Raw genomic sequence first — 3,028 nt, forward strand, 5'->3', positions numbered from 1 at the left:
GGCACATCCTTTACTGGTCTTTCTGTTCTTGTGGCAGTTATTACCACTTTTCCTATCTCTACTTCCTTTGGTTTTTTTTCGGACTCCTCTGCCCAAACAATAGGTATGGAAAGAAAAATCAATACAAAAGTATTAATAATTAATCTTTTCATAACACCCCCTTTATTTTTATCTTTCCTATTTTCACATCTTTATTTTTAAAAAATTTAGAAATTCGCTCTTATCCCACCCCAAAATTCTATACCATCTATATCATATTCATCAGGGACATTTTTTTTATTAAAAATGTTATCTATACGACCAAAAATAGAAACATACTTTCCGATATCTCTGGTTAAAGCAAGATTGAATATGGTGTAACCGCTTAATTTATTATAATCACTATCATATCTTTGTCCTATGTATATAACTTCAGGGTTTATATTGAGATTAATTCCAGGAATTGTCCAATTAAGTTCCAAAGTTAATTTATGTTTCGGTCTATAAGTAAGCTCTTTTTTTGTTTTTTTATCTTCGGTATCTAAGAAAGTATATCCAAATATTGCAGATAAATTGTCTTTAATCTGACTGGCTAAGCTAAATTCCACTCCTTGAGTCATTGCCTTACCTATATTTTCCCAATACAAATCCCAAGGAAACAAAGGAAAACCAAATCTTGGATGGAATTTCTTTACAATCCTGTGGTGTATTAACTCCCGAAGTTCATTTCTGAAATAAGATAATTTAACTAAGAGCTTTTCTGAAAATTTATATTCTGCACCTACCTGATAACCAACGGATTTTTCTGGTTCTAAGTCAGGATTGGCATGAACAAAATAAGGACCCATTCTCCAGCCATCTGCATAAAGTTTAACTAAAGTAGGACTTCTAAAAGCTCTTCCCACAGATGCCCTTAACTTAAAATTTTCAGTTACCTTATAAAGCAGGCTTGCTTTAGGATTAATTTCTGTTCCCCATCTATCATGGTCATCTATACGTACTCCCAAAACAAAAATAAAAGGTGAAAAATCTATCTCGTCCTGAATAAAGAAACTATGAAAACTCTGATCTGCTTCATAGGCTTTTCCTTTATCATTTATATCTTCTTTGTAATAATAATAACCAGCTGTAAGGGTATGAATATTTAAAATTAGCCGACTATAATTTATTTCTATTTCATAAGCATCCCTATGCCAGTCTGAAGATTTATCAACTGTCCAGTGTTTGTAATTAAACCAGGAACCTCTTAATTTCAGCTTGGATGATTCATCAGGAGTCCATTCGCAGAGAGAATTTAGGCTAATTCTTTGCTGTTTTCGTTCTTCATATTTCATTTTATGCTCAGAATAATAAGGTTTAAGAATTAATCTAAATTTAGGAGTGAATTCATATTCAAAACTTCCCTGAAATATATTTTCCCAGAATTCGTCATATTTTTTATGAATCCCGTTTGACCTTCTATAAGTATAATTAAGGAAACTTCCAAATTTATTCCTTTTAAATCCTGTACTTGCTTCATGAACTTGGATTGAGCGGGTACCAAAAGAGGTAGAAGCAAATGCACTTAATTTCTTTGGTGCAGATTTAGTAATAATATTAATCACCCCAGCTACAGCATCACTTCCATATAAAGCAGAAGCAGGTCCTTTTACAACCTCAATTCTTTCCACTGCTTCTATAGGAATCTGTTGTAAATCAACAGCTGCTGCATGTCCTCCCAAAATTCTTTGTCCATCAACTAAAATTAGGGTATGTTTTGCATCAAGTCCTAACATTTTAACCTTTCCCTTATCACCCCAATGGCCACAATTTTTATCAATCTTTATCCCTGTTAATAACATTAAAGCATCCTGAACCGTTTTTATATTTCTGGCTTTGATTTCTTCTTTAGTAATTACCTCTGCTATTGCTGGAACATCACCTAAAGTACGTTTTGTTTTTGTAGCAGTAATTATAACCTGACCTAAATCAATTATTTTCTTTGGCTTTTCTTGCGCTGAAGCCATGGGCATGGAAGCAAAAAAGAAAACCAATGCAGAGACAATGGTTAATCTTTTCACAGTCTCACTTATAATAGTCTTATCTTTTCTCGGGATTGCTATCTTCATCTTTTATCCTCCTGCTTATTTTTGCTGCTACATCACTTTAAAACATTATCTTTACCTCACCAAAGACCATCTGTCCTGACATCTAATTCTTAGAAGGTATATTTTAATCCAGCCATTACAGTGGTGCCCGGAAGATAGTAGTAATAATAATGTCTATATTTTTCATCCCAAATGTTATCTATATTTAAAAATATCTCCATATTACCTCTCATATAAGTTGGTAATGGTATAATACGGGATATCCTTAAATCACCTACTACATATTTATCAATAGGCTTTTTATTTTCTTCATCGTAATAAACTTTTCCCATATAGGTGCAATATAGAGCTATAGTGAATAATCTGGGATTATCATAAATTATACTCCAGTTTGCCATATGCTTAGGTGTATAAGGGAGTAATTTTCTCTCAGTTTCAGGTGCCAAAGGATTTTTTATTACTTTTGAAACATTATATGTATAATTAGCTTTGATTTTAAAATGTTTAAAAAAGGTATAATCTATCCCAACTTCAATACCATTTATACGCACTTTTCCTACATTTACTTTTTGTCTCACTTCTTGTCCTGGTTCAGGAGTAAAATAAGAAGGAATTTCATGTGGTTCTAATTCTTTTCTATATATAAAATCTGTAAATGCACTCCAATAAGCAGTAAATGAAAGATTAAAATCCTTAGCTATTTTAAATAATTCATAAAATGGTTTAGTATCAAATCCAACATCTATAGAATAAATCATCTTTTCAGGCTCAAGTTCCGGGTTTCCTATATCAAAAAGTGTTGCTCCATGGGGACCTGATCTATAAAGACTATAAAGGTCTGGAGCCCTAAATCCCTTCCCATAAGATACTCTAAATCTGGTATAATCTGTTAAATGATAAACTAATCCTGCCTTAGGTGACCAGTAATCTTCAGTGCTTTCTGGATATTTAAAAGTTATTTC

At 32.3% G+C, this 3,028-nt stretch carries 2 protein-coding genes; both read right to left on the reverse strand.

From position 1 onward, the window contains the following. Positions 1-206 precede the first annotated feature (206 nt). A complete protein-coding gene (locus LWW95_12025; protein MDL1957754.1) occupies positions 207-2,087 on the reverse strand; it encodes a TonB-dependent receptor in 1,881 nt (626 codons plus the stop codon). A gap of 89 nt (positions 2,088-2,176) precedes the next feature. Further along, positions 2,177-3,028: TonB-dependent receptor (locus LWW95_12030; protein MDL1957755.1), on the reverse strand; the 852-nt coding region annotated here is incomplete at its 5' end.

Source organism: Candidatus Desulfofervidus auxilii (assembly GCA_030262725.1).
Classification (GTDB): domain Bacteria; phylum Desulfobacterota; class Desulfofervidia; order Desulfofervidales; family Desulfofervidaceae; genus JAJSZS01.